This window comes from Stenotrophomonas sp. YJH_SMC_12-1 (assembly GCF_059370935.1).
The window spans coordinates 148,184-171,591 of sequence record NZ_JCAFUD010000010.1 but is presented as its reverse complement, the minus strand read 5'-3'; the positions used below and the strand labels follow the sequence as shown (position 1 = coordinate 171,591).

23 protein-coding genes are annotated in these 23,408 nt (G+C 68.4%); 13 read left to right on the top strand and 10 right to left on the bottom strand.

All coding sequences use genetic code 11. From position 1 onward, the window contains the following. Nucleotides 1–102: 102 nt before the first annotated feature. The 10 genes from baeS (at nucleotide 103) to AC5P8Y_RS18105 (ending at nucleotide 10,715) form a co-directional block, all read left to right on the top strand. The gene (baeS, locus tag AC5P8Y_RS18150) at nucleotides 103–1,506 is read left to right on the top strand and encodes a sensor histidine kinase efflux regulator BaeS (RefSeq protein ID WP_033833768.1); all 1,404 of its coding nucleotides are present in this window, start codon (nucleotides 103–105) and stop codon (nucleotides 1,504–1,506) included. Continuing rightward, nucleotides 1,503–2,192 (top strand): response regulator, encoded by a 690-nt coding sequence (locus tag AC5P8Y_RS18145; protein ID WP_005414809.1) that lies wholly within the window; start codon nucleotides 1,503–1,505, stop codon nucleotides 2,190–2,192. The genes baeS and AC5P8Y_RS18145 overlap by 4 nt, the downstream gene beginning before the upstream one ends. Before the next feature lie 131 nt (nucleotides 2,193–2,323). Continuing rightward, on the top strand, nucleotides 2,324–3,145 hold the full coding sequence (locus AC5P8Y_RS18140) for a nucleotidyltransferase domain-containing protein (protein ID WP_005414810.1): 822 nt from the start codon (nucleotides 2,324–2,326) through the stop codon (nucleotides 3,143–3,145). Nucleotides 3,146–3,311: 166 nt separating this feature from the next. Then, nucleotides 3,312–3,842 (top strand): gamma carbonic anhydrase family protein, encoded by a 531-nt coding sequence (locus AC5P8Y_RS18135; protein ID WP_033833769.1) that lies wholly within the window; start codon nucleotides 3,312–3,314, stop codon nucleotides 3,840–3,842. 123 nt (nucleotides 3,843–3,965) lie between these two features. Beyond that, on the top strand, nucleotides 3,966–4,655 hold the full coding sequence (locus tag AC5P8Y_RS18130) for an RDD family protein (RefSeq protein ID WP_005414811.1): 690 nt from the start codon (nucleotides 3,966–3,968) through the stop codon (nucleotides 4,653–4,655). Continuing rightward, the gene (locus AC5P8Y_RS18125; RefSeq protein ID WP_495202120.1) at nucleotides 4,652–5,644 is read left to right on the top strand and encodes a stage II sporulation protein M; all 993 of its coding nucleotides are present in this window, start codon (nucleotides 4,652–4,654) and stop codon (nucleotides 5,642–5,644) included. Before AC5P8Y_RS18130 ends, AC5P8Y_RS18125 begins: the two co-directional genes overlap by 4 nt. Beyond that, nucleotides 5,634–7,256, top strand: coding sequence for a DUF4129 domain-containing protein (locus AC5P8Y_RS18120; RefSeq protein ID WP_049403685.1), 1,623 nt, complete (start codon nucleotides 5,634–5,636; stop codon nucleotides 7,254–7,256). Before AC5P8Y_RS18125 ends, AC5P8Y_RS18120 begins: the two co-directional genes overlap by 11 nt. Continuing rightward, the gene (locus tag AC5P8Y_RS18115) at nucleotides 7,253–8,437 is read left to right on the top strand and encodes a DUF4350 domain-containing protein (RefSeq protein ID WP_033833771.1); all 1,185 of its coding nucleotides are present in this window, start codon (nucleotides 7,253–7,255) and stop codon (nucleotides 8,435–8,437) included. Before AC5P8Y_RS18120 ends, AC5P8Y_RS18115 begins: the two co-directional genes overlap by 4 nt. Beyond that, nucleotides 8,434–9,420 (top strand): AAA family ATPase, encoded by a 987-nt coding sequence (locus AC5P8Y_RS18110; RefSeq protein WP_033833772.1) that lies wholly within the window; start codon nucleotides 8,434–8,436, stop codon nucleotides 9,418–9,420. Before AC5P8Y_RS18115 ends, AC5P8Y_RS18110 begins: the two co-directional genes overlap by 4 nt. Then, nucleotides 9,417–10,715, top strand: coding sequence for a DUF58 domain-containing protein (locus AC5P8Y_RS18105; RefSeq protein ID WP_049403678.1), 1,299 nt, complete (start codon nucleotides 9,417–9,419; stop codon nucleotides 10,713–10,715). The genes AC5P8Y_RS18110 and AC5P8Y_RS18105 overlap by 4 nt, the downstream gene beginning before the upstream one ends. 153 nt (nucleotides 10,716–10,868) lie before the next feature. Here AC5P8Y_RS18105 and AC5P8Y_RS18100 read toward each other — a convergent pair whose 3' ends face one another. The 3 genes from AC5P8Y_RS18100 to AC5P8Y_RS18090 are packed head-to-tail and all read right to left on the bottom strand — an operon-like array spanning nucleotide 10,869 to nucleotide 13,274. Then, nucleotides 10,869–11,516, bottom strand: coding sequence for a hypothetical protein (locus tag AC5P8Y_RS18100; protein WP_049403677.1), 648 nt, complete (start codon nucleotides 11,514–11,516; stop codon nucleotides 10,869–10,871). Beyond that, a complete protein-coding gene (locus tag AC5P8Y_RS18095; protein ID WP_012481554.1) occupies nucleotides 11,516–12,694 on the bottom strand; it encodes a glutathionylspermidine synthase family protein in 1,179 nt (392 codons plus the stop codon). The genes AC5P8Y_RS18100 and AC5P8Y_RS18095 overlap by 1 nt, the downstream gene beginning before the upstream one ends. A gap of 7 nt (nucleotides 12,695–12,701) precedes the next feature. Then, nucleotides 12,702–13,274: a DUF1190 domain-containing protein gene (locus tag AC5P8Y_RS18090; RefSeq protein ID WP_005411539.1), complete on the bottom strand. Its 573-nt coding sequence runs from the start codon at nucleotides 13,272–13,274 to the stop codon at nucleotides 12,702–12,704. Nucleotides 13,275–13,683: 409 nt separating this feature from the next. On the opposite strand from AC5P8Y_RS18090, the gene ilvD reads away from it, so the two are divergent. Beyond that, on the top strand, nucleotides 13,684–15,522 hold the full coding sequence (ilvD, locus tag AC5P8Y_RS18085; RefSeq protein ID WP_495202119.1) for a dihydroxy-acid dehydratase: 1,839 nt from the start codon (nucleotides 13,684–13,686) through the stop codon (nucleotides 15,520–15,522). A 129-nt stretch (nucleotides 15,523–15,651) separates the two neighbouring features. Here ilvD and dinG read toward each other — a convergent pair whose 3' ends face one another. From dinG to aroE, 3 genes are all read right to left on the bottom strand, one after another. Then, a complete protein-coding gene (gene dinG, locus AC5P8Y_RS18080) occupies nucleotides 15,652–17,754 on the bottom strand; it encodes an ATP-dependent DNA helicase DinG (RefSeq protein WP_033833777.1) in 2,103 nt (700 codons plus the stop codon). Nucleotides 17,755–17,921: 167 nt separating this feature from the next. Continuing rightward, complete coding sequence (locus AC5P8Y_RS18075; protein ID WP_005411542.1) at nucleotides 17,922–18,275, bottom strand: hypothetical protein; 354 nt, start codon at nucleotides 18,273–18,275, stop codon at nucleotides 17,922–17,924. A gap of 3 nt (nucleotides 18,276–18,278) precedes the next feature. Beyond that, the gene (gene aroE / locus AC5P8Y_RS18070; protein ID WP_495202118.1) at nucleotides 18,279–19,124 is read right to left on the bottom strand and encodes a shikimate dehydrogenase; all 846 of its coding nucleotides are present in this window, start codon (nucleotides 19,122–19,124) and stop codon (nucleotides 18,279–18,281) included. Nucleotides 19,125–19,172: 48 nt separating this feature from the next. Here aroE and AC5P8Y_RS18065 point away from each other — a divergent pair, with 48 nt between their 5' ends. Next, nucleotides 19,173–20,036 carry a TolB-like translocation protein gene (locus AC5P8Y_RS18065; RefSeq protein ID WP_049403673.1) on the top strand — a complete coding sequence of 288 codons (864 nt, stop codon included), beginning with the start codon at nucleotides 19,173–19,175 and terminating at the stop codon, nucleotides 20,034–20,036. A gap of 83 nt (nucleotides 20,037–20,119) precedes the next feature. Here the strand turns inward: AC5P8Y_RS18065 and AC5P8Y_RS18060 are convergent, their stop codons facing one another. From AC5P8Y_RS18060 to AC5P8Y_RS18045, 4 genes are all read right to left on the bottom strand, one after another. Then, complete coding sequence (locus AC5P8Y_RS18060; protein ID WP_005411545.1) at nucleotides 20,120–20,389, bottom strand: hypothetical protein; 270 nt, start codon at nucleotides 20,387–20,389, stop codon at nucleotides 20,120–20,122. Nucleotides 20,390–20,421: 32 nt separating this feature from the next. Further along, entirely contained in the window at nucleotides 20,422–21,411 is a 990-nt protein-coding gene (hemB, locus tag AC5P8Y_RS18055; protein ID WP_049403672.1) for a porphobilinogen synthase, read from the bottom strand. 19 nt (nucleotides 21,412–21,430) lie between these two features. Next, nucleotides 21,431–22,348, bottom strand: coding sequence for a bestrophin family protein (locus AC5P8Y_RS18050; protein ID WP_111109185.1), 918 nt, complete (start codon nucleotides 22,346–22,348; stop codon nucleotides 21,431–21,433). Nucleotides 22,349–22,470: 122 nt separating this feature from the next. Further along, nucleotides 22,471–22,719, bottom strand: coding sequence for a hypothetical protein (locus tag AC5P8Y_RS18045; RefSeq protein ID WP_005411548.1), 249 nt, complete (start codon nucleotides 22,717–22,719; stop codon nucleotides 22,471–22,473). A gap of 184 nt (nucleotides 22,720–22,903) precedes the next feature. Here AC5P8Y_RS18045 and AC5P8Y_RS18040 point away from each other — a divergent pair, with 184 nt between their 5' ends. Further along, nucleotides 22,904–23,362, top strand: coding sequence for a hypothetical protein (locus AC5P8Y_RS18040; RefSeq protein WP_024958198.1), 459 nt, complete (start codon nucleotides 22,904–22,906; stop codon nucleotides 23,360–23,362). Nucleotides 23,363–23,408: the final 46 nt, after the last annotated feature.

Here is a 23,408-nt window from a genome sequence, read left to right as displayed (position 1 = left end):
CTTGCGTTGACCCGTGCACGCTGCCGTGAAACTGTGCAGAGAATATGGAGATTGTGCGACGGGCTCAGCTGGCGCTTGCTTTCGGCGCCGCATGCGCCGCTAATGGCCTTCGCGATGGCGAAGTTCCAACTCAAATTCGGCCTGACCGCGAAGACCTTCCTCGCGATCTTCACCGCCTGCCTGCTGGTGCTGGCAGTGAACGGTGTTGCCAGCCGCGTGGCCTTCCAGACCGGCTTCCTGGACTACCTCAACGACCAGGGCGACCTGCGCATGCAGCGGCTGATGCCACACCTGCAGCGCGAGTACCGCGAGCACGGTGGCTGGGAGCATCTGCACGGTGATGGCGACCGCTGGGCGCGGCTGCTGCGCCCGGACCTGGCCCATGGGCACGAAGGACCGGTGCCGTCGCTGTCCGACCAGACCGGCGTGCCGTCGCGCCTGGGCCTGTTCGACGCGCAGCACCGTTTCGTGGCCGGCAACCCCGACGCCACCAGCGATGACGAGCCGCATGCGGTGCAGGTGGACGGGCAGACCGTCGGTTGGCTGGGCATGGTGCCGTTCCAGACCGTCATCGCCACCAACGACCTGAATTTCTACAACACCCAGGTGCGCGCCTGGTGGGTGATCGGCATCGCGCTACTGCTGGTGACGGTACTGCTGGCCTGGCTGGTATCGCGTGCGCTGCGCCAGCGCCTTGCCAAGCTGGCCGCTGCCACCCACCGGTTGGCCGCCGGTGACTACGCCACCCGCATCGAGCGCACCAGTGACGATGAGCTGGACGCGCTGGTCAACGACTTCAACCGGATGGCGCAGGCGCTGGACGATACCGAACGCAACCGCCGCGCCTTCATTGCCGACATCTCGCATGAGCTGCGCACGCCATTGGCCGTGGTGCGCGCCGAGCTGGAGGCGATCGAAGATGGCATCCGTCCGCTGGACCGGGCCAACCTGGTGGGCCTGCAGGGCGAGATCCGCCAGCTGGGCAAGCTGATCGACGACCTGCACGACCTGTCGATGACCCAGTCCGGCGGCCTGGCGTACCGCTTCGCGCCACTGGACCTGGTGGCGCTGCTGCGCAGCGAACTCAATGGCATGCGCGTGCGCTTCGCCAATGCAGGCCTGGCGTTGGAAGAAGACCTGCCCGCCACGCCGTTGCAGGTGTCCGGTGACGAACGGCGCCTGCAGCAGGTGCTGGCCAACCTGCTGGAAAACGCACTGCGCTACACCCATGCCGGTGGCCGCGTACGCGTGCAGGCAGCGCGCGTGCCTGCCGGCGTGCAGCTGGTCGTGGAAGACACCGCGCCGGGCGTTCCGCCCGACAAGTGTGCACTGCTGTTCGAACGCTTCTACCGCGTGGAAAGTTCGCGCAACCGCGCCAGTGGCGGCAGCGGGCTGGGCCTGGCCATCAGCCACAACATCATCCTCGCCCACCACGGCGTCATCCACGCCGCGCCCTCGCCGCTGGGCGGGCTGCGCGTGGTCATCAGCCTGCCGGAGCCTGCATGAGCACGTCGCCCGCCACGTCCACGAAGATCCTGATCGTCGAGGACGAGCCGCGCCTGGCCTCGGTACTGCGCGACTACCTGGCCGCCGCCGGCATGGCCAGCGAGTGGGTGGACGACGGTGGCCAGGTGATCGACGCATTCGCGCGCTACCAGCCCGACCTGGTGCTGCTGGACCTGATGCTGCCGCAGCGCGACGGTGTGGACCTGTGCCGCGAACTGCGTGCCAGCAGCGATGTACCGGTCATCATGGTCACCGCACGGGTGGAAGAGATCGACCGCCTGCTGGGCCTGGAGATCGGCGCCGACGACTACATCTGCAAGCCGTTCAGTCCGCGCGAAGTGGTCGCGCGGGTAATGGCGGTGCTGCGCCGCTACCGCCCGGACCCGGGTGCGCGCGCCAACGGTGGCCTGCACATCGACGAGCCGGCCGCACGCGCCACCTGGAACGGCAAGGGCCTGGACCTGACGCCGGTGGAGTACCGCCTGCTGCGCACGCTGCTGGCCACCCCGGGCCGGATCTGGGCGCGCGATGAACTGCTCGACCGGCTGTACCTGGACCATCGCGTGGTGGTCGACCGCACCGTCGACAGCCATGTGCGCAACCTGCGCCGCAAGCTGGCCGACGCCGGCATGGAAGGCGAGCCGATCCGTTCGGTGTACGGCATGGGCTACAGCTACGAACCCTAGCCGGTAGTGCCGGCCGCTGGCCGGCAACCGCGCGGTACGCCTGGATTTCCGTGGTTGCCGGCCAGCGGCCGGCACTACCGGTGCGCACCTGCGTTACAGTCGAGCACGCTCGACATTACGAACACAACTGCATGGACGACATCCACCCGATCGCGCCGGACAAGCGCGCCGCCATCCTTTCCACCCTGGCTGACATCGAACAGCGCTACGACGTACGCGTGCTGCTGGCGTGCGAGTCGGGCAGCCGCGGCTGGGGCTTTTCCTCGCCCGACAGCGACTACGACGCGCGCTTCATCTACGTGCATCGCCAGCCTTGGTATCTCAGCGTCAACGAGAGCACCGGTCCCGGCGAAGCGCAGCGCGATGTGATCGAACTGCCGATCGACGATGAGCTCGACGTGAGCGGCTGGGACCTGCGCAAGGCACTGCGACTGGTTTCAAAATCCAATCCGACACTGATCGAGTGGCTGCGCTCGCCGATCGTCTACCAGCAGGATCAGGCGGCGGTGTCACAGTTGTGGGAAGCAGCGAAAGCGTTCCATTCACCGCTGGGCACCTGGTGGCACTACTTCAACATGGCGCGCTCGAACCATCGCGGCTACCTGCGTGGCGAAACGGTGCGCACCAAGAAGTACCTGTACGTGCTGCGCCCACTGCTGGCCTGCCAGTGGATAGAGCACGAACAGACACCCCCGCCGATGGCCTTCGAGGATCTGCTGGACCGGCTGCTGCCAGACGGTGCGGTGCGTGAAGTCATCGATGCCCTGCTGGCGGTCAAGCGGGCCAGCGCCGAGGTCGCCGCCGGGCCGCGCATTGCGGCGATCAGCGACTACATCGATCGTGAACTGGCCATCCGGACTGCGCAGGCGCCACAGCTGCCCGCCGGACGAGGTGATGCTGCGTGGCTGGATGAGCTGTTCCGGCAGATGCTGGCCGAGCACGCGCCTGAATGAAGAGCCGCACCTGCCTCTGGTAGTGCCGGCCGCTGGCCGGCAACCGCGCGGCACGCCTGGATTTCCGTGGTTGCCGGCCAGCGGCCGGCACTACCCGCGGCAGGCACGCGGCGTGCGGACCACGCGGGTATCATCGTCGCGAACGCCCTGATTTCCGGAAACCCCGATGAACCCGCTGCGCCCCTTCCGCGACAAGATGCCCGTTCTCGGCGAGCGCGTGTACATCGACCCGTCGTGCACGATCATCGGCGACGTGGAACTGGGCGACGACGTGTCGGTGTGGCCGGGCACGGTCATCCGCGGTGACGTCAATTACGTACGCATCGGTGCACGCACCAACGTGCAGGACGGCACCATCATCCACGTCAGCCACCACAGCCCGTACAACAAGGCCGGCTACCCGACCCTGATCGGCGAAGGCGTGACCGTCGGCCACGGCTGCATCATCCACGCCTGCACGATCGGCGATTACAGCCTGATCGGCATGGGCGCCTGCATCCTCGACGGTGCCCGCGTGGAGCGCCATGGCTTCGTCGGCGCCGGTGCGGTGATCGGCCCCGGCAAGGTGGTGGGCGAAGGCGAGCTGTGGGTCGGCAACCCTGCCCGGCCGGCACGCACGCTGAGCGACAAGGAGATCGAGTCGCTGCAGTACTCGGCCGACCACTACGTGCGGCTGAAGGACGAATACCGGGGCTGAGCAGCCAACGCTGCCGCGCGGCTCTGCTAAAGTCTGGGCCCGACCAGGATCTGTCGAGACCCCCATGCCTGTGGTTGCCAGCCGGAGAGGACTCCGGCGCCCACAACGAAGGCCACCGCGCTGATGGCCGCACCGATGCTCGATACCTACCGTGAGGTGGTGACGCCAGAGGGTGTGCTGCTTCAGTTGCCGGTAGCCGGACCGCTGCCGCGGGCCATGGCCTGGCTGGTCGATCTTGGCGTGCGCATCGCGGTACTGGTGCTGATGGCGATTCCGCTGGCGGTGCTGGACGAATTCGGCTCCGGCCTCAACCTGGTGCTGATGTTCCTGGTCTACTGGGTCTACCCGATCGTGTGCGAGGCACTGTGGGGCCGCACACTGGGCAAGCGCGCGCTGGGCCTGCGCGTGCTGTCCCGCGATGGCGCGCCCGTGGGCTGGATGGCGGCGATCACCCGCAACCTGCTGCGCACGGTGGACATGCTGCCGTTCGGCTATGCACTGGGCCTGGTCAGCAGCCTGTTCGATCCGCACGGCCGCCGCCTCGGCGACCTGGTGGCCGGCACCGTGGTGGTGCACGCGCCTGTGCTGTACCTGCCGCCGCCACCTACCATCGACAGCGTGCTGGCCCCGCCGCAGCCACTGCGGCCGGAGGAACAGGCCGCGCTGATGGCCTTCGCCGAGCGCGCGCCACGGCTGTCGGCGGCCCGCCAGCAGGAGCTGGCCGGCATTGCCGAGCCCCTGACCGGTACCCACGGCCAGGTCGCCGTGCTGCGCCTGTACGCCATGGCCAACTGGCTGCTGGGGCGGCGATGAAACAGGAACAGTTCGTCGCCCGCTACCAGCAGGAATGGCAGGAGCTGGAACAGTGGCTGCTGCTGCGTGCCGGCGCCTCGCGCCGCGCGCGCCGCAAGGCCAGCGGCCTGGCACTGGACGATACCGCCGTCCCGCAGCGCTACCGGCGCCTGTGCCAGCAGCTGGCGCTGGCCCGCGAGCGCGGTTACAGCCCGCAGCTGCTCCAGCGCCTGCAGCAGCTGATGCAGCAGGGCCACAGTGTGCTGTACCGCACACGGCCGACGCGCTGGCGCGCCGCGCTGGAATTCCTCGTGGCCGACTTCCCGCTGCTCGTGCGCAGCCAGGCACGCAGCATGTGGGTGGCGCTGGCGATGTTCGCGCTGCCGGCAATCGCCTGCTTCGTGCTTGTACAGGTCTACCCGGACCTGATCCACACGTTGATGGACAACCGCCAGATCGCCGCGATGGAGCGCATGTACGACCCTGCCGCCGAACGACTGGGCCGCGACAGCGGTACCGACTGGATGATGTTCGGCCACTACATCCTCAACAACATCAGCATTGCCCTGCGCACCTTCGCCAGCGGCCTGCTGGCCGGGCTGGGTACGCTGCTGGTGCTGCTGTTCAACGGCGTCACCATCGGCGCGGTGGCCGGCCACCTGCAGCACATCGGACACGGTGGACCATTCTGGCGCTTCGTGGCCGGCCATGGCGCGTTCGAGCTGACCGCGATCGTGATCGCCGGCGGTGCCGGCCTGCAGCTGGGCATGAAGCTGCTGGCACCGGGCCGGCGCAGCCGCCTGGACGCGCTGGTCGACGGTGGCCGCATCGGTGCGCGGCTGTGCCTGGGCGTGGCGTTCATGCTGCTGGTCGCAGCCTTCATCGAAGCGTTCTGGTCGTCGATCGCGGAAGTCCCCGCATGGACCAAGCTCGGCGTCGCCGGAGTGCTCTGGACCGGCGTGCTGCTGTGGCTATGGCGTGGCGGGCGTGGAGGCGGCCATGCGCATTGACCGTCTGGACGTAGTGCTGCGTGCACGCAGCGGCTGGGAAGCGATGGAGCTGGGCAGTGCCCTCGCCCGCCGCCATGCGCGCGCCGTGTGGGGCAGCTGGCTGCTGGCCAGTGCTCCGTTGTTCGTGATCTTCAACGCGCTGGGATGGTGGCTGGATGCCTTCGGCTGGGCCTGGCTGGCGATGTGGTGGTGCAAGCCACTGTTCGAGCGTGCGCCGCTGTATGTGCTATCGCGCGGCATCTTCGGCGAACCGGTCAGCACACTTTCGGCCCTGCGTGCGCAGCGCCACTGGGGCAACACTGGTTCCTGGGGCTACCTGGGCTGGCGTCGCTTCAGCGTGCTGCGCAGCCTGTGCCTGCCGGTGAACCTGCTGGAAGGCAACGCACCGGGCCAGCGCGGTCCACGCCGCCGTGCGGTGGCTGCCGGCGCCGCAGGTGCGGCGACAGTGCTGACCGTGACCTGCATGGCGTTCGAAGCGGTGCTGGTATCTGGTGCCATCGGTGCAGTGTTCATGTTCATGCCACTGGACCTGATGTCCGAATCCTGGCGTGCGGCGTGGGACATGATCGGCAAGGACACGCCGGCATGGGCACGCTTCGGTTTCAATCTGGCCTGCTGGCTGGCCTCGGCGCTGATCGGCCCGTTCTTCGTCGGTGCGGGCTTTGGCCTGTACTTGAACCGGCGTACGCAGATGGAAGCCTGGGACGTCGAAATCGCCCTGCGCCGCCTGCGCGATCGCCTGCTGCCGGCGGCATCGACGCTGGCGCTGCTGCTGTGCCTGGCACTGCCGCTGGTCTCCGCCCCGGTGCATGCGCAGGACGCAGATGCCGAGCCCGGGCGCGCAATGGGCAAGCCCAACGCCAATAACATCGCCGCCGAAGACGACGACGATGAACCGACCATCGACCCGGCCAACACGCCGGCCACCATCTTCGGTGGCACGCCGGTGGACACCGCCGGTTTCCGTCAAGCGGTTAACCGCGCCTATGAGGACCCGCTGCAGCGCCCGACCCGCGAGGTCACCCGCTGGAAGCCGATCGAGCAGGCCGAGGAAAAAAAGAAGGAAGACAAGCAGCTGCAGCGTGACACCAACAGCAAAGGTGAACGCAAAGCGCGCAGGGACGGCATCGCCTGGCTGGCACGGCTGGCCGAATGGGGCCTGTGGGGCCTGCTCGGCATCCTGCTGCTGGTGCTGCTGCTGACCGCGCGGCTGTGGCTGCCATGGCTGCGTGGCAGTGGCCGGCGCAAGGCCGACGCTGCACCGAAGGTGCTGGAGGAACAGGTGGAGTTGCCGGTGGTGCTGCCGCCGGACGTGGCCACCCAGGCTGGCCTGCTCTGGGACCAGGGCCGGCCGCGGCAGGCGCTGGCCCTGCTGTACCGCGCCAGTGTGCGCACGGTGGGCGAGCGCAGCGGTATCGCGCTTCCACCTGGTGCCACCGAAGCGCAATGCCTGCGCGCGTCGCGGCGCATGCCTGATGCCACCGATCGTGACCTGTTCGCGCGCATCGTGCGCATGTGGCAGTACGCCGCCTACGGTGGCCGCCTGCCCAGCCGCGCCGATTTCGATGCATTGGCCGATACCCTGCGCCAGCAGTACGGGTGGCAGGCATGAGTCCGCGCCTGTTCTGGTCGCTGCTGCTCGGTGCATTGGTGCTGTTCGGTGTACCGCTGACCATCCTCTACCTGCGCACGCACGAACGGGTGACCGAGACGATCCGGCTGCCGCCACAGGGCGAAGCCGCCTACAACCCGCTGTACGTACTCGGCCAGGCCCTGCGCGCCGATGGCATTGACGTGCACTCGCGGCCACGGCTGGAACTGCAGCAGATGGCACTGGGGCCGAACGATACGGTGGTGCTGCTGCAGGACAGCAGCGAACTGCCGCCGCCCGTTGCCAGCGCGCTGCTGGACTGGGTCGACGGTGGCGGCCACCTGCTGGTACGTACACCGCCGCCGGCCGAGGACGATGCCGGCAGCACGCAGGGCCCCTTGCTGGACCGGCTGGGCGTGGACAGCCTGTTCCAGCGCAGCGACTGCCAGCCGTTCCATGTCGACGACGATCCTGGCCACGTCGAATTCTGCGGTGGCCGTCGCTTCACCCTGGGTTTTGCCGCCAGTGCGCAGGCCGAACGTCGCTGGGGCACGGATCGCGACCTGGTGTTCGCGCGCCTGCGCCATGGCCAGGGCAAGGTGAGCGTGCTGGCCGACATGGAGTTCATGCGCAGCGAGGTGGACTCACCGGCGGCGCGCCTGGCCTCCGCAGGGGGCAAGGCCAGCGACGGCCTGCACGACGCGTCGCATCGCGACCTGACCCGCTACCTGCTCGATCCGAACTACGGCAAGGGTGCGGTCTGGCTGGTCTATGCCAGCCGCCCGCCGTCGCTGTGGTCGCGCATGTTCTATCAGGGTTGGCCGCTGTGGGCACCGTTGCTGCTGGCCCTGCTGGGTTGGCTGTGGGGCCGCTCGCAGCGCTTCGGCAGCCTGCTGCCGTCGCCGGTTCTGGAACGCCGTTCGCTGCTGGAGCACGTGCGCGCCAGTGGCGAACTGCTGCTGCGTTTCGGCCACGGCGCGCGCCTGTACGAGGCCGTACTCGCCCTGTTCCTGCACCGCCTGCGCCTGCGCGCACCGGTTGCCGCCGCACTCGATGGCGCGCCGCGCGATCAGGCCATCGCCGAGCTGCTGAAGTGGCCGCAAGGCCGCGTTGCCAGCGCGCTCACGCCCCCTCCGCCGCACGATTCCTCCGCCCTGCGCGAGCGCATCCGCTTGCTGCTCCAGATGAGATCCCTGCTATGACCGAAGTCCCCGAGCTGCCGGCGGCCGCCAACGCCCGCCTGATCGAACGCGTCGATGCCATCCGCGATGCCGTCGGCCACGCCTTCATCGGCCAGGCTGATGTGCTGGACCAGATCCTGGTGGCCCTGCTGGCCGGTGGCCACGTGCTGATCGAGGGCGTGCCCGGGCTGGGCAAGACCCTGCTGGTGCGCGCGCTGGCCCAGGCACTTGAGCTGGACTACGGTCGCGTGCAGTTCACCCCCGACCTGATGCCCAGCGACGTCAGCGGCCACGCGGTGTACGACCCGAAGACCGAGAGCTTCAAGATCCGTCGTGGCCCGGTGTTCACCAACCTGCTGCTGGCCGACGAGATCAACCGCGCACCGGCCAAGACCCAGTCGGCGCTGCTGGAAGTGATGCAGGAAGGCCAGGTGACCATCGAAGGCAAGGCCTTCACCCTGGCGCCGCCGTTCATGGCGCTGGCCACGCAGAACCCGCTGGAACAGGAAGGCACCTACCCGCTGCCGGAAGCGCAGCTGGACCGCTTCCTGCTGAAGGTGCTGATCGACTACCCGCAGCTGGAGGACGAGAAGCGCATGGTGACCGCGATCACCAGCGGCCGCGCCGCCAGCGATTTCGACCTGAGCCAGGTGCCGCGCGTGCTCGGCGCCGGTGAGCTGCTGGAACTGCAGCGCGCCACGGCGGCGATCACCGTCGATGACGAAGTGATCGACTACGCGGTGCGGATTGTGGCGGCCACGAGGCAGTGGCCGGGTATCGCGGTCGGCGCTGGCCCGCGTGGCAGCATCGCGCTGGTACGTGCCTCGCGCGCGCAGGCGGTGTTGGCCGGCCGTGACTTCGTCACCCCCGACGACGTGCGCGACATCGCGCGCCCCGCGCTGCGCCATCGCATCGCGCTGGCACCGGAACTGCAGATCGAAGGCCAGGACGCCGACGACGTGCTGGGTGCACTGCTGGCCAAGGTGGAAGCACCGCGCCGATGAGGCCGGCCCCGCTGCTGCTGGCGCTGCTGCTGGCCTGGGCCGCCCTGGGTGGCCTGGTGCTGGGCGGCATGCTGCCGCGCTGGAGCTGGGCGCTGGCCGCGGTGGCGATTGCCGTGCCAGCGTTGATGGATCTGTGGCGGCAGACGCGGCGTCCATCGCCGCAGATCCAGCGTGAGCTGCCCGAAGCACTGGCACTGGGCGTGCGCCGCGAGGCCGCGCTGCGGCTGCAGGCGGACGCATCGATGACGGTGCAGGTGTTCGACCTGGTCCCCGGCGGCTGGCCGCTGGAATCGCTGCCGCAGCGCGTGCGCCTGAAGCCCGGCAGCGCCTCCACCCTGCACTACCACCTGCAGCCGCTGCAGCGTGGGCGCTTCCGCTTCGACGGCGTGCATCTGCGCATGCGCTCGCCATGGCGCCTGTGGTGGCAGCAACGCACGCTGCCTCCCGCGCTGGACGTGCGGGTCTATCCGAACTTCGTACCGCTCACCCGCTTCGCCCTGTTCAGTGCCGACCAGGCCTCGCGGCTGGTCGGTGCACACGTGAAGCGCCGCCGCGGTGAAGGCACCGACTTCCACCAGATGCGCGAGTACCGCATCGGCGACAGCCTGCGCCAGCTGGACTGGAAGGCCACCGCGCGTGCGCGCAAGCTGGTCTCGCGCGAGTACCAGGACGAGAAGAACCAGCAGCTGCTGCTGATGCTCGACAGTGGCCGCCGCATGCTGGCCAGCGAAGGCGGGCTCTCGCACTTCGATCATGCATTGAACGCCTCTCTGGTGGTGGCCTACCTGGCGCTGCGCCAGGGCGATGCTGCCGGCCTGTTCGCCACCGGTGGCGAGCGCCGCTGGGTGGCACCGCAGCGTGGCATGGGCACGGTCGAGCACCTGCTGCGTGCCAGCTACGACCTGCAGCCGCGCGCGGTGGCCACCGACTACCTGGCCGCCGCCACCGAAGTGTCGCTGCGCCAGCGCCGGCGCGCGCTGGTGATGCTGGTCAGCAACGTACGCGATGAGGACATCGAAGACCTGCTGGCGGCGGTGCGCCTGCTGCAGAAACGCCACCTGGTGTGCGTGGCCAGCCTGCGCGAGCGCGAACTGGATGCTGTCCTCGATGATGAGGTGCAGTCGCTGGAGGACGCGGCACAGGCCGGCGCCGCGGCGCTGTACCTGCAGCAGCGCGCGAAAGCGCATGAAGCGCTGCGCAGCGAGAAGGTGATGGTTCTGGACGTGACCGCCGACGCCCTGCCCGGTGCACTGGTGGAGCGCTATCTGGCGGTGAAGCGCGAAGGGTTGCTCTGATACCAGGAACGATTGCCGGCCAGCGGCCGGCACTACCCCCCCTGTAACAACCGCCACATCGCCCTGGTGGGTGCCTACCTTGGTTGGCACGAAACTCACGGCGCCGACCAGGGCCGGCATCTACCAACGGCGGTTGCCGGCCAGCGGCCGGCACTACCCCTGCAACAATCGCCGCTGCAATCGCTCCACCGCGCGCTGCAGCAACACCCGGTTGCGGGCCAGCTTCATCCACTGCGGCAGGCGCGAGAACATGGATCGGTGATGGCCGCGGCTTTCGCGCAATGTCGCGCTCGCGTACTCGTGCAATGCCTGCAGATGTTCAGCGTTATAGGCCCAGAGCAGGCCTGCGCGGGTCGGTTCGACCAGGCACAGCGGCAATCCGAAGTGCGGATCGGCAGGCTCGGCATCACGCAACGGACGCACCGAGACCGAAACATCGGTACTGCGATCACATTGCGCACATCGAGCAGCGAAGGACGCCGGCGCAGGGATGCCAGCGGGAACCCGACGACGCACGTGCAGCCACTGATGCCCACAGAATCCACAAGGTTGGCGGCCCAGCATGTAGACCGCACCGACCCAGTCACCACTGTCCAGTGCAGAACTGCAGCCGGTGCAGCGGAATCGCGCGGTCCACCGGTAGGGTTTCCAGCTGGCGACCACCCAGCCGGGGGTATCGCAGCGATGGCAACGCACCGCGACGCGGTCCGCGAAGGCCTGCAGGCTGCGCCCGTCATCGAAATGCCGGCCCGGCACGGGCGTGGGACGCCCATGCCGGCCAGGCCAACGCCGCACCGTCATCAGACGTAGATCCGCGTCGGCGCCTCGTCAACGATCGCATGCGGCACGAAGCGCGCACTGTCACGGGTGATCGCGCTGTCGTCCTCGCGGATGCCAATGCCGCAGGCGTGGTCACCCACCACCCAGCTGCCGATCAGCGGATAGCCGCCTTCGAAGCGGGTGAGCGGATGGGCGCGCTGGATGATCGCCGGGCCATCGTAGGGACCGTCGCTGCGCTGGGTGCTGCCATCGGCCAGATGCATCTCGATGTTCGCGCCTTCGCGCGAGAACAGCGGCTTGCGCACCCAGCCCGACGCCAGCGTGCTGCCGTCATCGAAATGCGCTTCCAGCAGGTTCGGATGGCCCACGTTACGCTGCCACAGCAGCGGCAGGATGCCCTTGTTGCTCAACACCGCCTTCCACGCCGGCTCCAGCAGCTGCACGCCCGAACCGGGCAGCGCGCGACCGAATTCCTCGGCCATCAGGTCTTCCAGCGGGTACAGCTTGAACAGCGTGCCGATCACCGAATCGTCCAGCGCGGTGAAGCGGCCGTCCTCGGACAGGCCAATGTCCTCGATGGCGATGGCCTGGCCATGCAGGCCGGCCTGCGATGCACAGTCGCGCAGATAGTCGACGGTGCCGCGGTCTTCTTCGGAGCTGCCCACGGCACTGAAATACAGCGGCGGCGGCAGCTGCGTGGCCAGTTCGCCGAAACGCTCGACCAGCGTTTCGTGGATCGCGTTGAACTGGTCGGCGTGCTGCGGCAGGCGACCGGCGTTGCGCTGGTCTTCCAGCCACTGCCATTGGAAGAAGCTGGCCTCGAACAGCGAGGTCGGCGTGTCGTAGTTCAGTTCGTACAGCTTGGCCGGACCGGTACCGTCGTAGGCCAGGTCCAGGCGACCGTACAGATGCGGCTGGCGCTGGCGCCAGCTGTCGGCGATCCAGTCGCGGTAATGCGACGGAATCGCCAGCTGGTCCATCAGCCGTTCGCTGGCGATGACATCGCCGACCAGGTCCAGCGCCATCTGGTGCAGCTCGGCGCTGGGGTCTTCGATGTCCTGCTCGATCTGGCGCAGGGTGAACGCGTAGTACGCGCTTTCGTCCCAGTACGGCTGGCCGTCGATGGTGTGGAAGCGGAAACCCGCCTCTTCCGCGCGCGCCCGCCATTGGGCACGCTCGGCAATCCGGATGCGCTGCATGGGTCGATCAGCCGCCGTAGCTGCCGCTGCTGCTGCGGCGCGCGCTGGTGTTGCCGAAGCCACCACGGCTGGCAGTGACCGCACGGTTCGGTTCGCTGGTGACCGGGGCCAGGCCGGCCTTGCCCGCGCCGATGCCGCTGGCGGTGTTCAGGCCACCAGTGCCACCCGGTGCCGGGCGCGCCCAACCCGCGTTCTTGTCCTGGTAGGCCGGCGCCGACGCCGGTGCCTGCGGTGCCAGGCCTCCGCGGTTACTCAGCATCTGCGACATGAAGAAGCCCATCATCATCGGGCCGATGAACGAGGTACCGGCCGAGGTGTGCTGCTGCACGCACTGCTCCGGCTTGTAATCCTTCTCGCAGGCTTCCCTGCTGGCGTACTTCGGCGCCGCATCGGCGGCCTGCTTCTGCGCTTCGGCGAAGGCATTGCGGCACGACGACGGATCGCCGGTGGCCTCGGTGCAGGCCTCGACCGACGTGTACAGGCCTTCCTGCACCTTCACCTCCGGCTCCTTCTGGCAGGCGGTGAACAGCAGCGGCGCGGCGCTCATCAGCAGCAGCGCGGTGGTGCGGGAACGTTTCATGGCCTCATGCCCTGTCGACGGATCAATGCCCCAATGATGCCAAATCCGGGCCAGCAACCGGAATCGGCAAAGTCCGAAAGATGAACGGACTTTCATTTTCGTCGGCATTGGGGTCAGAGCCCATCGCGCCGCGATGGGATCCGACCCCAGGCGACGCACCGCTCTGGTAGGTGCCAACCTTGGTTGGCACACATCCCGCGGCGCCCGGTCATGCCCGGCGCGCGCAGCCAAGTCTCCGGCAAGAAGCCCCCTTGTTGTTCAAGGGGGGCGCGCCGAAGGCGCGGGGATAAGGGGAAATGCGCGGACCACCAAGCCGCTGCAAGCGGTGAAGGTGGTTGCAGCAGCAACCGAAAAAATTGGCCATGATCGGCTGACCCCCACGTCGTACGGCCCGCCCGTTCCGCCAGCCATGCCCGAATACCGTTCCCGCACCTCCACCGCCGGCCGCAACATGGCCGGCGCCCGCGCCCTGTGGCGCGCCACCGGCATGAAGGATGGAGACTTCCACAAGCCGATCATCGCCATCGCCAACTCCTTCACCCAGTTCGTGCCCGGCCACGTGCACCTGAAGGACCTCGGCCAGCTGGTCGCGCGCGAGATCGAGCAGGTCGGCGGCGTCGCCAAGGAATTCAACACCATCGCCGTGGACGACGGCATCGCGATGGGCCACGACGGCATGCTGTATTCGCTGCCCAGCCGCGAGATCATCGCCGACGCCGTGGAGTACATGGTCAACGCGCACTGTGCCGACGCGCTGGTGTGCATCAGCAACTGCGACAAGATCACCCCCGGCATGCTGATGGCAGCGCTGCGCCTGAACATCCCGGTGGTGTTCGTTTCCGGCGGACCGATGGAAGCGGGCAAGACCAAGCTGTCCGAGCACAAGCTGGACCTGGTCGATGCGATGGTGGTGGCTGCCGATGACAGCGCTTCCGACGAGAAGGTGGCCGCGTTCGAACGCAGCGCCTGCCCCACCTGCGGCTCCTGCTCGGGCATGTTCACCGCCAACTCGATGAACTGCCTGACCGAAGCACTGGGCCTGTCATTGCCCGGCAACGGCACCACGCTGGCCACCCACGCCGACCGTGAGGCGCTGTTCCGCCGTGCCGGCCGCCTGATCGTCGAACTCTGCCATCGCTGGTATGGCGGCGAAGACCCGAGCGCGCTGCCGCGCGGCATCGCCACCCAGGCGGCGTTTGCCAATGCGATGACCCTCGACATCGCCATGGGCGGCTCCACCAACACCATCCTGCACCTGCTGGCCGCCGCGCAGGAAGCGGAGGTCGACTTCAACCTGACCCACATCGACGCGCTGTCGCGGCGCGTCCCGCAGCTGTGCAAAGTGGCGCCGAACACGCCGAAGTACCACATCGAGGACGTGCATCGCGCCGGCGGTGTGTTCGGCATCCTCGGTGAACTGGACCGCGCCGGCCTGCTCGAAACCACGGTGCCGACCGTGCACAGCGCCAGCCTGGCCGAAGCACTGGAACGCTGGGACGTGGTGCGCAGCGACAACGACACCCTGCATACCTTCTTCAAGGCCGGCCCGGCCGGCATCCCCACCCAGGAGGCCTTCAGCCAGGCCACGCGCTGGCCGACGCTGGACGTAGACCGCGCCGAGGGCTGCATCCGCTCGCTGCAGCATGCGTATTCGCTGGAAGGTGGGCTGGCCGTGCTGCGCGGCAACCTGGCCGTGGATGGCTGCGTGGTGAAGACCGCCGGCGTGGACGAGTCGATCCATGTGTTCGAAGGCCCCGCGCGCGTCTATGAAAGCCAGGACGCCGCCGTCGCCGGCATCCTCGCCGACGAAGTGCAGCCGGGCGAGGTGGTGGTGATCCGCTACGAAGGCCCGAAGGGCGGCCCCGGCATGCAGGAAATGCTGTACCCGACCAGCTATCTGAAATCGAAGGGGCTGGGCAAACAGTGCGCACTGCTCACCGATGGCCGCTTCTCCGGCGGCACCTCCGGCCTGTCGATCGGCCATGTCTCGCCGGAAGCCGCCAGCGGGGGTGTCATCGGCCTGGTGGAAGATGGCGACCGCATCCGCATCGACATTCCGGCCCGCCGCATCGACCTGCTGCTGGATGAGACCACGCTGGCCCAGCGCCGCAGCGACGCCGATGCGCGTGGTTGGAAGCCGCGCGCACCGCGCCCACGCAAGGTCACCAGCGCGCTGAAGGCTTATGCACTGCTGGCCACCAGCGCCGACAAGGGTGCCGTACGCAACACCGCGCTTCCGGGCGATTGACCGCCATACGGTAGTGCCGGCCGCTGGCCGGCATCTGGGAAAAGGGGCTGAGGGAATTAAGTCGTTTGTGCCTAAATCGACTTAATCCCCTCCGTCCCCTTTTTGCCGGCCAGCGGCCGGCACTACCGGTCAGCCGATCACACGCTTGAACGGTGGCAGCGCGTCGATGATGCGCTTGCCGTAGCGGCGGGTCAGCAGCCGCGAATCGAGGATGATCACGCGGCCGGTGTCGGTGGAAGTGCGGATCAGGCGGCCTGCGAACTGGGTCAGCGTGCGCAACGCATGCGGAATGGCGATCAGATTGAAGGCATTCAGCCCACGCCCCTCGAACCATTCGCTGAGGGTGGCGGTCTGCGGATCGGTCGGCACCGCGAACGGCACCTGGGTGATCACCACCGTGGTGCAGGCTTCACCGGGCAGGTCGAGACCTTCGCCGAACGAATTCAGCCCGAACAGCACCGAACCCTCGCCTGCGGCCACGCGGCGCAGGTGCTCGTCGATCAGGCGGGTCTTGGACATCTCGCCCTGAACCAGCACCTGCTTGCGGCGCGCGGCCGACATCAGCCCGGCCACCTTCTCCATCTTCCAGCGCGAGGTGAACAGCACCATCGAGCCTTTGGCCCAGTCCAGCTCGGTGTCGAGGTAGCGCGCCACTTCGCGCGGATGGCCTTCGCGGTCGTCCGGAGTGACCGGGAACTTCGGCACGATCAGTTCGGCCTGGTTGGGCAGGTCGAACGGTGACGACAGCGAGACCATCTCGGCCTCTTCGGGGATGCCGTTGTCGATCGCCAGCGACTGGAAATCGCCGCCACCGGTCAACGTCGCCGAGGTCATCACCACCGAGTCCACTTCATCCCACAGCAGCTTGCGCAGCACGTGCGCGGCCGACACCGGCGAGCCGTGCAGCACCAGATCGCCGTCGCGGGTGGCGGTGACCCAGCGCGCCATCGGCGGCGCACCGTCCTTGTCTTCGCGGCGCCAGGCCTGCCACAGGTTGTACTGCTGCTCGATCATCTCCAGCGCCATGCCCAGGTTGCGCTGCAGGCGCTCGCGCGCGGCATCGTCCGGCTTGCCCTTGGCTACCTGGGCGGTGGCGGCGTGCGCCCAGTTGTAGAGGCTGCGGGTATCGTCAGCCAGTGCTTCGATCGGCTCGCGCCAGGCCTCGGGCAGTCGCCCATTGGCCGCGCGCCACATCGGCTCTTCGTCCGCCGGCGCCGGCATCCACACGCGCTCGATATGATCGCGGAACGCGCGCAGCTGCTTGGCCACGTTGCTGGCCACCTCGATCGCTTCGTTCGGCAGCAGGTTGCCGAGGCGATCCTTGTCGACCGCGCGGTAGGCGCCGGCGATCAGGATCTGCAGGCGACCGGTGCGTTTGGCCATCTCGTCCAGCGCCAGGCTGGCCGCGCCCTGGTCGATCGCCACGTTGCCGATGTGATGGCCTTCGTCCAGCACCAGCAGCATGTCCGACGGCGGTGCGATCAACGGCTGGCCGTTGTCGCTGTCGCCGATCGACAGCGCCGACAGCAGCAGCGCGTGGTTGGTGACCACGATCTGCGCATCGCGCACGGTGTTGCGCGAACGCAGCACCGCACACTGCGCCGAATAGGCACAACGGCGCCCGGCGCAGCCCGAAGCCGGCGTGGTGATGCGGCTGCGCAGGCCGGGGCTGATCGTCTCCGGTGCGTTGTCGATGTCGCCATCCCAGCTGCCGCCGGTGAAGGCATCGGTCAGGCGCTTGGCGATGTCCATCTCGATCGGCGCCAGTGGCCGGTCGAACAAGGGCGCGTCGTCCTCGAACATTCCGCCCTGCGAGCCCTCGCCCTGCGCCTCGGCGGCATTGCGCGTGCACAGGTAGCGGGTACGGCCCTTGGCCAGCGCCACGGTCGCCTCCAGGCCGGTGGCTTTCAGGAAATTCGGGATATCGCGCTCGACCAGCTGCGACTGCAGCGCCACGGTGCCGGTGCTGATCACCAGCTTCTTCTTGCTGGCCAATGCGATCGGCACGCCTGCGGTGAGGTAGCCCAGGCTCTTGCCGACGCCGGTGGGCGCCTCGACCACGCCGACGCCACCACTTTTCGACAGCGCACGCGACACCACGCCGATCATCTGGCTCTGCGAGCGACGGGTGGAGAAGCCGGGGGTATTGGCCTGCAGCGTCGTGTACGCCTTGCGGATCGCGTCCTTCAAGGTGTCATCGAGGGTGCGCGGAGCGGCGACGGTTTCGGTCACGCCGGGAATTACCGTAGCTGGATCAGGCCGGGCATTGTCGCATGGCCGGCCGCATTCACCGCCGCTGGGACCCTGAACGGGCCAGCGACGACGCCCGCTGGCGGTCCCGGTCCAATGGCCGGACCATCCAAGGGGCAGATACGCCGGGCATGGCCCGGCGCGACCGGTCAGGCGGCCGGGAGCGTACGGGTACGCAGCAGGCGCACCAGCGCCCACACCACCAGCACCACACCGATGGCCTCGACCATCGCCAGCGCGAAATGCAGCACGCCGAGGATGGCACTCAAGCTCGACACGGCACTGAAATCACCGCTGCGGACCATCCACATCGGCAGGATGCCCGCCGCCATGCCGCCGAGGCTGGCCAGCAGCAACAGCAGCAGGCCGACCAGGGCACCGGTGCGGGTGGCATCGCGCGGTGCGCCGACCACCCAGACCAGGCCCACGCACAGCGCGATCAGCACCGGCAGGCGCACGCCCACCATGCTCAGCACCGTGACCAGCAGGGTTGTGCCGTCCATCGATCAGTCCTCGCCGGCCAGCACGGCCGAGCCCTGGCGCAGCGACTGGTAGACCTCGTCGGTCTGCGGGCGCACACCGTGCCACTGCAGGAAACTCTCAGCGGCCTGCTCGACCAGCATGCCCAGGCCATCGACCGTATTGCGGCACTCTGCGGCGCGCGCCCAGGCCAGGAAGGCTATCGCCACTTCGCCGTAGTTGAGGTCGACGGCGGTGGTCATCGAGTTGACCAGCGACAGCGGCAGCTTGAACTCGACGTCGCGGTCGCGGCCGGCCGAGGTGGCGTTGACGATCAGTTCGAAGTCACCCAGATCACGCAGGTCTTCCCAGTAGCGGCTGATCGCGCGACCCGGCTCACCCATCGCATCGATCAGTTCATCGGCGCGTTCCGGTGTGCGGTTGACCACCACCAGCTCGGTGATGCCGGCATCAAGCAGCGCCGGGGCGACGCTGCGCGCGGAGCCACCGGCACCGATCAGCAACATGCGGCGGCCACGCAGGTCCAGGCCATGGCGGTCGGTCAGGTCACGCACCAGGCCGATGCCGTCGGTGGTGTCGCCATGCCAGCGGTCGCCCTTGCGCAGCAGCGTGTTGACCGAACCGGCGCGGCGCGCGCGTGCGGTCAGGGTGGTGCACACCGAGAACGCGGCCTCCTTGTGCGGCGAGGTGACGTTGGCGCCGACACCGCCGTCGGCGGCGAAGGCCTCCAGGCCGGCCAGGAACGCCTCCGGGGCCAGGTCGATCGCGCGGTAATCCACCGCGATGCCTTCCTGGCGACCGAACGTCGCGTGGATCTGCGGCGACTTCGAGTGGGCAACGGGGTGTCCGAAGACGGCGTAACGGTCGGTCATGGAATCCTCAAGCTGGCTAGACTGATGCTCTTTCGTGCACGGACCCGGATGATGCGCATCACCCCGCCCCTGCTGGTGCTTGCCGCCAGTCTACTCTCTGCCCCCGTGGCGATGGCGTTGAACGAGTACGGCATCGAAGGCATGGGCGTGGTCTCGACCCGCGCCGACGAGGGCCGCGCCACGATCAGTGCCGATGGCCGGCGCATCGTCTTCGCCCGCCGCGGCGAAGCCGGCTGGGGCCTGTGGGAGGCGCGCGTGGTCGATGGCCGCTGGCAGCAGGCGCAGGCCCTGCCGGTAGGCGTGGCCGGCGAGGCCCGCGATCCCTACTTCAGCCGCGACGGCCGCTGGCTGTTGTTCGCCGCCGGCCGCGAAGGCGCGCTGGCGCTGTACCGGGCTGCGGTGGAAGCAGATGGCCGGCTGGGCAAGGCGCACCCCATGGCCGGCGACGGTGGACGCCACGAAGAGCGCGGGCCGGCCCTGAGCGCGGACGGCACGCGGCTGCTGTTTGCCCGCCAACAGGGCCGTGGCGCCGGCTGGAACCTGTTCGTGGCGACGCTGGATGCGCAGGGCATGCGCGGCCCGGCCACCGCATTGACAGCGTTGAACAGCGCCGACGACGAGACCGACGGCGACTGGCTGGGCAACGATGGCGCGGTGGTGTTCAGCCGCGGCAACGGCGCAACCGCACAGGTGTGGAGCAGCGGCTGCGCGTGGAGTGGCGCGCCCCTGCAACCGTTGGGACTGTCGTTCAACCAGACCGGCGGCTGGACCGGCGCGCCGGTGATCGACAACGCCAAGCCAGGCGAAATGATGGTGGCCAGCAGCGCGGCCAGGGCACCGCGTGCCGGTGGCGTGGACGTGTACCGGTTGGCGGTGCCGAAGGTGGCGGCGGTGGCCGGGTGCGTGCGGTAGATCCACGCCGCGCGTGGATGGCGCCCGCGAAGGGGATCAGAGCCCTTTCCTGCGGAAAGGGATCCGACCCCGGGCATTGCCCGTCAGCGCGACAACACCTTGGCGCGCAACTGCTCGTACTCCATCTCGCTCAGCTGGCCATTGTCCTTGCGCTGGTTCAGCGCGGCCAGCTCGGCCTGCACGCTGTCCGGCAGGGCCTGCTCACGGGCCACGTGGCGGGCGGCGGAGAGCTGCTCCGGTGGGCGCTTGCCCGCGCGCCAGGCGGCGATGAAGACACCGACGATGATGGCGCCGAACACCAGCGTGCCGGTGCCCCAGATCAGCCATTGCATCCATCCCAGTTCGGGTCCCATCGCGCAGTCCTCCGTCTATCGTGGCGCTATTGTCAGCGCTCGCGCAGCCATCGCGCCACCTGCGGCGCGAAATAGGTCAGCACGCCATCGGCACCGGCCCGCTTGAAGCCCAGCAGCGACTCCAGCACGCAGGCGCGCTCGTCCAGCCAGCCGTTGGCGAAGGCGGCCTTCATCATCGCGTACTCGCCACTGACCTGATAGGCGAAGGTCGGCACGCCGAATTTTTCCTTCACCCGGCGCACCAGGTCCAGGTACGGCATGCCCGGCTTGACCATCACCATGTCGGCGCCTTCTTCCAGGTCCAGCGCGATCTCGCGCAGGGCCTCGTCGCCGTTGGCCGGGTCCATCTGGTAGGTCTTCTTGTCGGCCTTGCCGAGGCTGGCCGCGCTGCCCACCGCATCACGGAACGGACCGTAGAACGCCGAGGCGTACTTGGCCGAGTAAGCCATGATGCGCACGTTGACGTGGTTGTCGGCATCCAGCGCACGGCGGATCGCGCCGATGCGGCCATCCATCATGTCCGACGGCGAAACGATGTCGACGCCGGCTTCGGCATGCGACACCGACTGCTTGACCAGCGCTTCGACGGTGATGTCGTTCAGTACATAGCCCTTGTCGTCGATGATGCCGTCCTGGCCGTGGGTGGTGTACGGGTCCAGCGCCACATCGGTCATCACCCCCAGTTCCGGGAAGCGCGACTTCAGCGCGCGGATCGCGCGTTGCGCCAGGCCGTCCTCGGCCCACGCCGCCGATGCATCCAGCGATTTCAGCGACGGGTCGATCACCGGAAACAGGTCGATCACCGGAATGCCCAGCTCCAGCGCCTCTTCGGCCACCTTCAGCAGTTCTTCGATCGACAGCCGCTCCACGCCCGGCATCGACGGCACTGCGGCGCGGCCGGCCAGTTCGTGCACGAACACCGGGTAGATCAGGTCGTCGGTGGTCAGCGTGTTCTCGCGCATCAGGCGGCGCGAGAACTCGTCGTGGCGCATGCGGCGCGGGCGATACAGTGGGTGGGACATGGCAGGCTCCGAGGAGTGGCTATTGCAACAGGTAGCCCTGCGGCAGCAGGGGTTCGGGCAACGGGCGTTCGCCGAGCGCATCGAGCTGGTCGATCTCGATCGTGCGCACCAGCGCGTCCAGCGGCAGATCGTTCGGCTCAAGGCCGAAGGGGTCTTCCATTTCTTCGCCCAGCTGGTCCAGGCCGAAGAAGGCATAGGCCAGCACCGCCGACAGCACCGGCGTGCCCCAGCCCAGCGAACTGGCCAGGCCGAACGGCAGCAGCACGCAGAACATCCACGCGCAGCGGTGCAGCAGCAGGGTGTAGGCGAACGGCAGCGGCGTGGTGAGGATGCGCTCGCAGCCGGCCTGGATCGACGACATCGCGTGCAGGCGCTCTTCCAGCTGGGTGTAGAGGATGGGCTCGAGCTGGCCGGCGCGCAGCACATGCGCCAGTTCGGCCGCGATCATCGCCAGCAGTGCATCGGGCACGTTCTCGCGCTGGCCCAGCTGTTCGCGCTGGCGCTTGTCCAGCCACGGCAGTGCTGCCAGGGCGACGATGCGACCACGCAGTCGCGCCGCCAGCGCATGGGCGAACGCGGTGGTGAGGTAGGCGACGCGACGACGACGGCCCGCGTCGTCGGCCAGCAGCAGGTTTACCTGGCGCGCCAGCGAACGCGATTCGTAGATCAGCTGGCCCCACAGCTTGCGTCCTTCCCACCAGCGGTCGTAGCAGGCGCTGTTGCGGAAGCTGAGGAAGATCGACAGCACCAGGCCAAGCAGGGTGAACGGGGTCACCGACACGCGTTCGATGCCGGTCGGGGGCGCCAGTTCGACCACCGCAGCCACGGCGATGGACAGGATCAGGATGGCCAGCACCTTCGGCGCGATCGCTTTGACGATCGAACCGCGCAGGATGTACAGCAGTTGCCAGCCGTGGGGACGGGGTCGGATGATCATGGGGCAGCCGCGCGGGGCGCGGATTCACAGGCACGCGGGGGGCTCGCGCAGCCATTCATTGTACGCCCCCGCCCGGCCATCGGCCGTGTGCCTGCGACGCCCTGTCGCACCCGGGACCGGGCTCAGACCACGCCGCCGCCCAGGCCAAGACGCAGGATGCCGACCACCACCACGATACCGTTCAGGACCAACCCGGCCCACGCCCGGCCACGCTTGCTCGGGTGGGTGAACAGGATGCCCAGCGCGGCGATCACCGCACCGACCGCAGCGAACGGGATCAGGAACCAGTTGCCCCAGCCCAGCAGCGGAATCAACGCCAGGATCATCCACAACAGCGCCAATACGCCCCACAACAGACTGATCACACCCATGCCGCTCTCCCGCAGTTGGTTCCTGGCCCCACCATAATCGTTCCCGTTGCCGCCGCCTACTGCCATTGGCGGGGCTGTCACCCGGCCCGTGCTAGCGTGCTGTCGTGCGTGCCCTGGCCCGGGTGTTGGCGCCGATTCAGAGTGGCCCGCCGATCATCGCAACCAGTCCTGCAGGGGAAGTGCCATGAACATCCGTTGGGCCGCGTTGGCGGCCATGCTGCTGGTCGCCGCCGGCTGTGCCAGCACCTCCAAGGTGATGCTGGGCCGCGCGCGCGCACCGATCGATCCGGCGCTGGTGCAGATCTATTCGACGCCACCGGCCGGCTCCCAGGAAATCGCCCAGCTGGAATCGTCTTCCGCCGTCGGCTTCGGCACCCAGGGCCAGACCGACGCCGCCGTGGCCCGCCTGAAGCGTGAAGCCGCAGCGCTGGGCGCCAACGGCGTGGTGCTGATGGGCGTGGGCAGCAGCGGTTCGCCGGTAGGCATGTCGGTGGGCGCGGGCACGTTCGGCTCGCACGTCGGTGGTGGCGTCGGGATCGGGATTCCGACCACGCAGAAGCGCGCCGCAGGCGTCGCGATCTGGGTGCCGAATCCGGCACCGCCGGCGCGGTTGCCGACACAGGTGATTACCCCGCAGCGGTGACGCAGCAGCGTCACCGCAGGTAGTGCCGGCCGCTGGCCGGCACATC

What these genes read in the sequence shown, in the direction of transcription:
- baeS (WP_033833768.1), top strand. Translation starts at nt 103, where the DNA reads ATGGCCTTCGCGATGGCGAAGTTCCAACTCAAATTCGGCCTGACCGCG.
- AC5P8Y_RS18145 (WP_005414809.1), top strand. Translation starts at nt 1,503, where the DNA reads ATGAGCACGTCGCCCGCCACGTCCACGAAGATCCTGATCGTCGAGGAC.
- AC5P8Y_RS18140 (WP_005414810.1), top strand. Translation starts at nt 2,324, where the DNA reads ATGGACGACATCCACCCGATCGCGCCGGACAAGCGCGCCGCCATCCTT.
- AC5P8Y_RS18135 (WP_033833769.1), top strand. Translation starts at nt 3,312, where the DNA reads ATGAACCCGCTGCGCCCCTTCCGCGACAAGATGCCCGTTCTCGGCGAG.
- AC5P8Y_RS18130 (WP_005414811.1), top strand. Translation starts at nt 3,966, where the DNA reads ATGGCCGCACCGATGCTCGATACCTACCGTGAGGTGGTGACGCCAGAG.
- AC5P8Y_RS18125 (WP_495202120.1), top strand. Translation starts at nt 4,652, where the DNA reads ATGAAACAGGAACAGTTCGTCGCCCGCTACCAGCAGGAATGGCAGGAG.
- AC5P8Y_RS18120 (WP_049403685.1), top strand. Translation starts at nt 5,634, where the DNA reads ATGCGCATTGACCGTCTGGACGTAGTGCTGCGTGCACGCAGCGGCTGG.
- AC5P8Y_RS18115 (WP_033833771.1), top strand. Translation starts at nt 7,253, where the DNA reads ATGAGTCCGCGCCTGTTCTGGTCGCTGCTGCTCGGTGCATTGGTGCTG.
- AC5P8Y_RS18110 (WP_033833772.1), top strand. Translation starts at nt 8,434, where the DNA reads ATGACCGAAGTCCCCGAGCTGCCGGCGGCCGCCAACGCCCGCCTGATC.
- AC5P8Y_RS18105 (WP_049403678.1), top strand. Translation starts at nt 9,417, where the DNA reads ATGAGGCCGGCCCCGCTGCTGCTGGCGCTGCTGCTGGCCTGGGCCGCC.
- AC5P8Y_RS18100 (WP_049403677.1), bottom strand. Translation starts at nt 11,516, where the DNA reads ATGACGGTGCGGCGTTGGCCTGGCCGGCATGGGCGTCCCACGCCCGTG.
- AC5P8Y_RS18095 (WP_012481554.1), bottom strand. Translation starts at nt 12,694, where the DNA reads ATGCAGCGCATCCGGATTGCCGAGCGTGCCCAATGGCGGGCGCGCGCG.
- AC5P8Y_RS18090 (WP_005411539.1), bottom strand. Translation starts at nt 13,274, where the DNA reads ATGAAACGTTCCCGCACCACCGCGCTGCTGCTGATGAGCGCCGCGCCG.
- ilvD (WP_495202119.1), top strand. Translation starts at nt 13,684, where the DNA reads ATGCCCGAATACCGTTCCCGCACCTCCACCGCCGGCCGCAACATGGCC.
- AC5P8Y_RS18075 (WP_005411542.1), bottom strand. Translation starts at nt 18,275, where the DNA reads ATGGACGGCACAACCCTGCTGGTCACGGTGCTGAGCATGGTGGGCGTG.
- aroE (WP_495202118.1), bottom strand. Translation starts at nt 19,124, where the DNA reads ATGACCGACCGTTACGCCGTCTTCGGACACCCCGTTGCCCACTCGAAG.
- AC5P8Y_RS18065 (WP_049403673.1), top strand. Translation starts at nt 19,173, where the DNA reads ATGATGCGCATCACCCCGCCCCTGCTGGTGCTTGCCGCCAGTCTACTC.
- AC5P8Y_RS18060 (WP_005411545.1), bottom strand. Translation starts at nt 20,389, where the DNA reads ATGGGACCCGAACTGGGATGGATGCAATGGCTGATCTGGGGCACCGGC.
- hemB (WP_049403672.1), bottom strand. Translation starts at nt 21,411, where the DNA reads ATGTCCCACCCACTGTATCGCCCGCGCCGCATGCGCCACGACGAGTTC.
- AC5P8Y_RS18050 (WP_111109185.1), bottom strand. Translation starts at nt 22,348, where the DNA reads ATGATCATCCGACCCCGTCCCCACGGCTGGCAACTGCTGTACATCCTG.
- AC5P8Y_RS18045 (WP_005411548.1), bottom strand. Translation starts at nt 22,719, where the DNA reads ATGGGTGTGATCAGTCTGTTGTGGGGCGTATTGGCGCTGTTGTGGATG.
- AC5P8Y_RS18040 (WP_024958198.1), top strand. Translation starts at nt 22,904, where the DNA reads ATGAACATCCGTTGGGCCGCGTTGGCGGCCATGCTGCTGGTCGCCGCC.